Origin of the sequence: Eubacterium barkeri (assembly GCF_900107125.1) — a bacterium.
Classification (GTDB): Bacteria; Bacillota; Clostridia; order Eubacteriales; family Eubacteriaceae; genus Eubacterium_O; species Eubacterium_O barkeri.
In genome coordinates this window covers 76,970-83,694 of sequence record NZ_FNOU01000012.1, presented here as the reverse complement: position 1 = coordinate 83,694, position 6,725 = coordinate 76,970, and the positions used below count along the sequence as shown (strand labels likewise).

8 protein-coding genes and 1 riboswitch are annotated in these 6,725 nt (G+C 52.0%); all 8 genes read left to right on the top strand.

The window, feature by feature from the left end:
- The coding region (locus tag BLU30_RS08440) for an elongation factor Tu (protein ID WP_090245450.1) at positions 1-839 on the top strand (839 nt) is incomplete at its 5' end.
- A gap of 110 nt (positions 840-949) precedes the next feature.
- On the top strand, positions 950-1,651 hold the full coding sequence (locus BLU30_RS08435) for a tetratricopeptide repeat protein (protein ID WP_176770873.1): 702 nt from the start codon (positions 950-952) through the stop codon (positions 1,649-1,651).
- Between the two features lie 111 nt (positions 1,652-1,762).
- Entirely contained in the window at positions 1,763-2,179 is a 417-nt protein-coding gene (locus BLU30_RS08430; protein ID WP_332582962.1) for a type II secretion system protein, read from the top strand.
- A 66-nt stretch (positions 2,180-2,245) separates the two neighbouring features.
- Positions 2,246-2,377, top strand: a riboswitch (FMN riboswitch).
- Positions 2,378-2,584: 207 nt separating this feature from the next.
- Positions 2,585-3,688: a bifunctional diaminohydroxyphosphoribosylaminopyrimidine deaminase/5-amino-6-(5-phosphoribosylamino)uracil reductase RibD gene (ribD, locus tag BLU30_RS08425; RefSeq protein ID WP_090245445.1), complete on the top strand. Its 1,104-nt coding sequence runs from the start codon at positions 2,585-2,587 to the stop codon at positions 3,686-3,688.
- On the top strand, positions 3,670-4,326 hold the full coding sequence (locus tag BLU30_RS08420) for a riboflavin synthase (protein WP_090245444.1): 657 nt from the start codon (positions 3,670-3,672) through the stop codon (positions 4,324-4,326). The genes ribD and BLU30_RS08420 overlap by 19 nt, the downstream gene beginning before the upstream one ends.
- Before the next feature lie 9 nt (positions 4,327-4,335).
- Positions 4,336-5,538: a bifunctional 3,4-dihydroxy-2-butanone-4-phosphate synthase/GTP cyclohydrolase II gene (locus BLU30_RS08415; protein ID WP_090245442.1), complete on the top strand. Its 1,203-nt coding sequence runs from the start codon at positions 4,336-4,338 to the stop codon at positions 5,536-5,538.
- A 16-nt stretch (positions 5,539-5,554) separates the two neighbouring features.
- On the top strand, positions 5,555-6,028 hold the full coding sequence (ribH, locus tag BLU30_RS08410; RefSeq protein ID WP_090245440.1) for a 6,7-dimethyl-8-ribityllumazine synthase: 474 nt from the start codon (positions 5,555-5,557) through the stop codon (positions 6,026-6,028).
- Positions 6,028-6,684 carry an HAD family hydrolase gene (locus tag BLU30_RS08405; RefSeq protein WP_090245439.1) on the top strand — a complete coding sequence of 219 codons (657 nt, stop codon included), beginning with the start codon at positions 6,028-6,030 and terminating at the stop codon, positions 6,682-6,684. Before ribH ends, BLU30_RS08405 begins: the two co-directional genes overlap by 1 nt.
- The last annotated feature ends 41 nt before the right edge of the window (positions 6,685-6,725 follow it).

The following is a 6,725-nucleotide window of genomic DNA, read 5'->3' as shown; positions in this document are numbered from 1 at the left end:
AACATATCCTCCTGTCCCGTCAGGTTGGCGTGCCCTACATCATCGTCTTCTTAAACAAAGCCGACATGGTGGATGACGAAGAATTACTTGAACTGGTTGAAATGGAAGTGCGTGAACTCTTAGACGAATATGAATTCCCAGGAGATGACACACCCATTGTTATTGGTTCTGCACTGAAAGCTCTGGAAGATCCCGATGGGGAATGGGGCGACAAGATCGTTGAACTTATGGAAGAAGTCGACAAATATATTCCGGAACCGGAACGTGACACCGATAAACCCTTCCTGATGCCTGTGGAAGACGTCTTCTCCATCACTGGTCGTGGGACTGTTGCCACCGGCCGTGTCGAACGTGGGGTTGTCCACGTTGGGGACGAAGTCGAAATCGTTGGGATCAAGCCTGTACAGAAAACCACTGTAACCGGGATCGAAATGTTCCGTAAGCTCCTCGACGAAGGTCGTTGCGGCGACAACATCGGGGCACTTCTCCGTGGGATTGACCGTACACAGATCGAACGTGGTCAGGTTCTGGCAAAGCCCGGTTCCATTAACCCCCACACCCACTTCATGGCTCAGGTTTACGTTCTGACCAAAGACGAAGGTGGACGTCATACCCCGTTCTTCGATGGCTACCGTCCGCAGTTCTACTTCAGAACAACCGACGTGACCGGTAACATCAAACTGCCAGAAGGCGTGGAAATGGTTATGCCTGGGGATCACGTTGAAATGGAAGTGACTCTCATCACTCCCATCGCCATCGAAGAAGGTCTCCGCTTCGCTATCCGTGAAGGCGGCCGTACCGTTGGTTCCGGAGCCGTTGCGAAGATTATCACTGACTGACGCTGAGTCCGATTTTTGAAAAAAATTGTGTCATCCCGATGACCAAAATAGAAATTATAAATCAAGAGAGCCTGCTCCGCGCGAGTGGGCTCTTTTTCATAGGAGAAGCCATGGATAAGAAAACACGTTGCCAAGCCATAGATTCCTTGCTGAACCAGAGCAATCGACTGAGTATGACGGATGGGGAGAAGGAAACCCTGGAGCGATTATGTGTTCAAGGTGCGAAAGCGGGGGACGCAGAGGCTATCCTGGCCCTTGGACGGCTTTACTACGAAGGTTTTACCGTTAGCCAGGATTATACCACAGCACGGCATTACTTTGAGCAGGCGGCAGATTTAGGGTCGGAATGGGCGCTCAATTATTTAGGCTATTGCTATTATTATGGCCGAGCCATCCCCGTGGATTATGAAAAGGCCTTTTATTATTTTTCCAAATCGGGAGCCAAGGGAAATCATTGTGCTCTGTACAAGCTGGGGGATATGTATCGGGATGGCTTGTACGTGGCGGCAGATCAGGAGAAGGCCTTGTCCTATTATCGACAGGCCATTGACCGGATTACTCCGGAAAGGGCGGAGTACCCTAATATCTGTTTTCGCATTGGCCATTGCGTTCTGATGGCCGGGGATGATGGTGCCGCCGCTTTGGATGCCCTCAAATGGCTTCATCAGGCCCAAGAGGGATGCTTTTATCTTTTAAGCCAAGGCGACCCCTATGCCCATCTTTCCCTGCCAGAAATTGAGAAGGATATCCGAAGGGCCTTGTCTTTACTGCAGAGGTGGATTCCCAAAGACCCGGCAGTTCAGTATACATAAATCTTCCTTTAGCGCCGTAAATACTGCTTAAAAATAAAGGAAACTGCCCTATCCTATTTGTAAACAAACAAAGTAGGAGGACGCTGTTATGGCGGATAAAGGGAGTTTTAGATTCAAGGGTTCACCCTGGTGGAAATGGTCGTTGTATTGGCTATTTTGGGGATTATCGCGGCCTTTACCATTCCGATGATGCTGGGATTTGTTAAAGAAGCCCGAGAGAAAGAAGTGAATATAGAAATCCGTGAGTTGGCCTTGGCCTGTCAGAGTGCATATACAGAAATTTATGCCACCTATCACCTCAAGCCAGAGGATCAGGTGATTTATACACCTCGGTATGAATCCGCAGAGCCCTGGGACAAAGCCTTTCAGGAAAAGGTTCGATCATTGCTTGATGGGGATGTGCACTGGGAGGATGTCCAGGGGATTGCAATAATGGGTAATGTTATGGGAATTTACTATAAAAACGGCGATTCCGTTTACCATTATTACAAGGATGAGACGGGAAAAGTGACGATCACAAAGCAATAGGGCATAAAAAAATATCATTTTGCGCCTTGACACCCTTTTGTTTAGTGCTATAATAAAAAACAACTTAATACTCTTCAGGGCAGGGTGAGAATCCCGACCGGCGGTATAGTCCGCGAGCCGAAAGGCATGATTTGGTGTAATTCCAAAACCGATGATAACATCGAGCAGTCGATGAAGTTCAGATGAAAGAAGAAAATGATTTGTGTTTATGGTGCCCTGGAATATTTTATTCCAGGGCTTTTTTATGCATAAGCCAACAGAAGTAAGTATGAATCAGAATGCAAAAAGCCCTTTTAAAAGCTTGTTTTTAAGAGGGCTTTTTGCATTCTGATTTACAGGGCGCCGCCGTGACGGTGTGTAGGTGCAGAGCACCAGAACAAGCGAATCGATTCAGGAGGTGGGAAAGTGACAGATCAAAATTATATGGCCATGGCCATCGAAGAAGCGAAGAAGGGAATGGGGCGGGTGAATCCTAACCCCATGGTGGGGGCCATCGTAGTAAAGGATGGTGTGGTGGTATCAACGGGATACCACGCATCCTATGGGGGGGATCATGCCGAGCGCATGGCCCTAAAGAATTGTGGGGAGGAGGTGCGTGGCGCCACCCTGTATGTCACCCTGGAGCCCTGCTGCCATACCGGGAAAACCCCACCCTGTACCCAGATTATTTTAGAAAAGGGAATCGCTCGGGTCGTTGTAGGCAGCCTGGATCCCAATCCGAAGGTCGCTGGAGGGGGGATTGCTGTGCTGCAGGAAGCGGGTATTGCAGCAGAGACCGGTGTTTTGGGAGAGGCGTGTGATGCCTTTTATCGTCCATTTTTCCATTACATTACCACCAAACGGCCCTATGTGCTCATGAAATACGCCATGACGGCAGATGGCAAGATCGCCACAGAAAGCGGTGCTTCCCGGTGGGTCAGCGGAGAGGCTTCCCGGGAACAGACCCAGGCCCTGCGATGGGAGCTGGCGGGGATTATGGTGGGCATCGGAACCGTGTTGGCCGATGACCCGGCCCTGACCTGTAGACAGCCGGGGGGACGCAATCCCCTGCGGATTATCTGTGACAGCCGGTTGCGCATTCCCATGGACAGCCAAATCGTCGTCACGGCGGCATCGGTGCCTACCATCATCGCTATGGTGGAGGGTCCCGTGGATAAGGTGAAGGCCTTGGAAGCGGCGGGCTGCGAGGTGTTGCCGGTGGAAAAAGATGATACCGGAGAGGTCAATTTAAAGGCCTTGATGGCAGTTTTGGGTCACCGGGGCGTGGACAGTATCCTTTTAGAAGGGGGTGCCGCCCTGAATGCCAGTGCCTTAAAGGCAGGTATCGTTAGTGTCATTCGATGCTATTTGGCCCCCAGGATTTTTGGTGGGAAAAAGGCACCGGGACCCGTTGGGGATTTGGGCGTGACAATACCGGACCGTGCCATTCCCCTGGAGTTAATGGATGTTCACCGAATCGGCGGGGATTTGGTTATCGATTGGAGGATACCATGTTTACAGGCATTGTAGAAGAAATGGGAAAGGTGGTAGCCATTGAGCGGGGGAGCCGTTCCTCAGCCTTGACCTTTGCCGGGGATAAAATCTTTTCGGATTTAAAGATTGGGGATAGCGTGGCCACCAATGGGGTATGCCTAACGGTCCGCAGCCTGGGCCATCGAACTTACACGGCTGACGTCATGGCCGAATCCCTGCGGCGCAGTGCTCTGGGAAACCTGAAGGTGGGCAGTCCTGTTAATTTAGAACGGGCCATGGCCGCCGATGGTCGCTTTGGGGGACATATCGTCTCAGGGCATATCGATGGGACCGGGACCATTACGAGGAAGGTCCAGGAGGATAATGCCATGTGGTATCACATCACCACCTCCAGGGAAGTGCTGCGTTATATTGTGGCCAAGGGCAGTATTGCCATTGATGGCATCAGCCTGACAGTGGCCACCCTGGGGGCCGATGGCTTCGGGGTGTCCATGATCCCCCATACCCTGGATGAAACCGTCCTGGGGAAAAAAGGCCCCGGTGATGTGGTCAATATTGAGAATGATGTGGTCGGGAAATACGTGGAAAAGCTAATGGGCCTGGGCCCAGGGGAAGGATTCCCTGAAAAGGGGGAAGGCCTCACAATGGCAAAACTGGCAGAATTAGGATTCTAAGGAGGATGTATGACCTTTCAATTTAACACTATCGAAGAAGCACTAAAGGATATCCAGCAAGGTAAAATTGTGCTGGTAACAGATGACGAGGGCCGGGAGAATGAAGGGGACTTTGTGTGCTCTGCGGCGGCGGCCACCACGGAGAATATTAATTTTATGGCACGATTGGGCCGGGGCCTGATCTGTATGCCCATGGAGGCCAGCCTGGCGGCTAAGCTGGGGCTGCCCCAAATGGTGACCGACAACACCGATAATCACGAAACGGCGTTTACCGTCTCCATTGACCATGTGGATACCACTACTGGGATCTCTGCGGTGGAGCGGTCTCTCACGGCCATGAAGTGTGTGGACGCAGGGGCTTGCCCTGAGGATTTCAGACGGCCGGGGCATATGTTTCCATTGGTGGCCAAGGCCGGTGGGGTTCTGGAACGGAACGGGCACACCGAAGCGACGGTGGATCTGATGAAGCTTTCGGGGAGTGAGCCCTGTGGGCTGTGCTGCGAAATCATGGCCGATGATGGGGAAATGATGCGCACCCCAGAGCTGATGGCACTGGCCAGGGAATACGGCATCACCTTTATCACCATTTCTGACTTACAGAAATACCGTAAAATTCACGATACCCTGGTGGAGGAGGTGGCGGTGACCAGGCTGCCCACCCGCTATGGGGATTTTATGGCCCACGGATTTGTTAACCGCTTAAATGGGGAGCATCATGTGGCCCTGGTGAAGGGGGACATCGGTGATGGGAAGCATCTCCTTTGCCGGGTCCATTCCGAATGTCTCACCGGAGATGCCTTTGGCTCCATTAAATGTGATTGCGGCCAGCAGTTTGCCGCCGCCATGACCCAGATTGAGGCCCAGGGCCGGGGAATTCTTCTGTATATGCGCCAGGAGGGGCGGGGCATCGGACTGATCAATAAGCTGCGGGCCTATGAGCTCCAGGATCAGGGGATGGATACCGTGGAGGCCAATGTGGCCCTGGGCTTTGCTCCGGACCTTCGGGAGTATTACATTGGAGCGCAGATTCTAAGGTGTCTGGGGGCAAAATCCCTGGAACTTCTGACCAATAACCCCACAAAAATCGAAGGGCTTTCAGATTTTGGCCTGGAGATCGAAAAACGGGTAGCCATTGAAATGCCCGAAACCACCCAGGACAGCTTCTATCTCAAGACGAAGCAAGAAAAAATGAATCACTGCACACACTATTAAAATGGAGGATGAACAAATGGCTTATCATGTATTAGAAGGTAAAATGGTTGCGGCAAAGGATGTACGGATTGGCATCGTGGCCGCCCGGTTCAATGAATTCATCGTGTCCCGCTTGCTCTCCGGGGCTGTGGATGGTCTGGTGCGTCACGATGTGTCCGAGGAAAATATCGATGTGGCCTGGGTTCCCGGAGCCTTTGAAATTCCCCTCATCGCCCAGAAGATGGTGGGAACTGGCCGTTACGATGCAGTGATCTGCCTGGGTGCAGTGATCCGAGGGGCCACCAGCCACTACGATTATGTGTGCAATGAGGTATCCAAGGGTATTGCCACGGTTTCCCTAAAGAGTGATATTCCGGTGATGTTTGGAGTCATTACGACTGAAAATATCGAACAGGCCATCGAACGGGCTGGTACGAAGGTGGGGAATAAGGGCTACGACTGTGCCCTGGGCGCCATCGAGATGATTAATCTCGGAAAAAGCATTGGCTAATGGCCCGGCTGCTCTTTGACTACGACGGGACCATTAACGATGCCCTGGTGGTTTACGCCCGGGCTTTCCGGAAAATTTACGGTAGGCTCGTGGCAGAGGGATGGGCGGCACCCCGGCAGTATGGCGATACGGAAATCAGCCAATGGCTGGGGTATAGTGCCAAAGAAATGTGGCAGACCTTTATGCCGATGATGCCCCAGGACCAGCGCATGGCCTACAGCCGGCAGCTGGGTGAGGAAATGAGGGTGATCATCCAAGGGGGCGGGGCCCGATGGTACCCTGGGGCAGAAGCCATGTTAGCCGCCCTTAAAGACCAGGGGCATACCTTGGTATTCTTAAGCAATTGTCGGCACGATTATCAGGAACTCCATCGCCGGGTTTTCCAGATGGATCGCTTTTTTTCGGGGTATTACTGTACCGAGGATTACAACGGGGCCTCAAAAGTGGCGATTTACCCTTATATTGCTAAGACAAGAGGTGATGGGTTTATCGTCATTGGGGATCGGGGCGTGGATATGGACATCGCCCGGGTCCATAGTCTGGCCGCCATAGGATGCGGCTATGGCTATGGGCGGGCAGAAGAGCTCTCTGGTGCCAATATCGTGGCGAACCACCCAAATGAGATTATTGAGGCTCTGGAGAAATTATTGGAATGAAAATAAATGGATGTTTTGAAGACTGACGAAAAGGTTTTCGA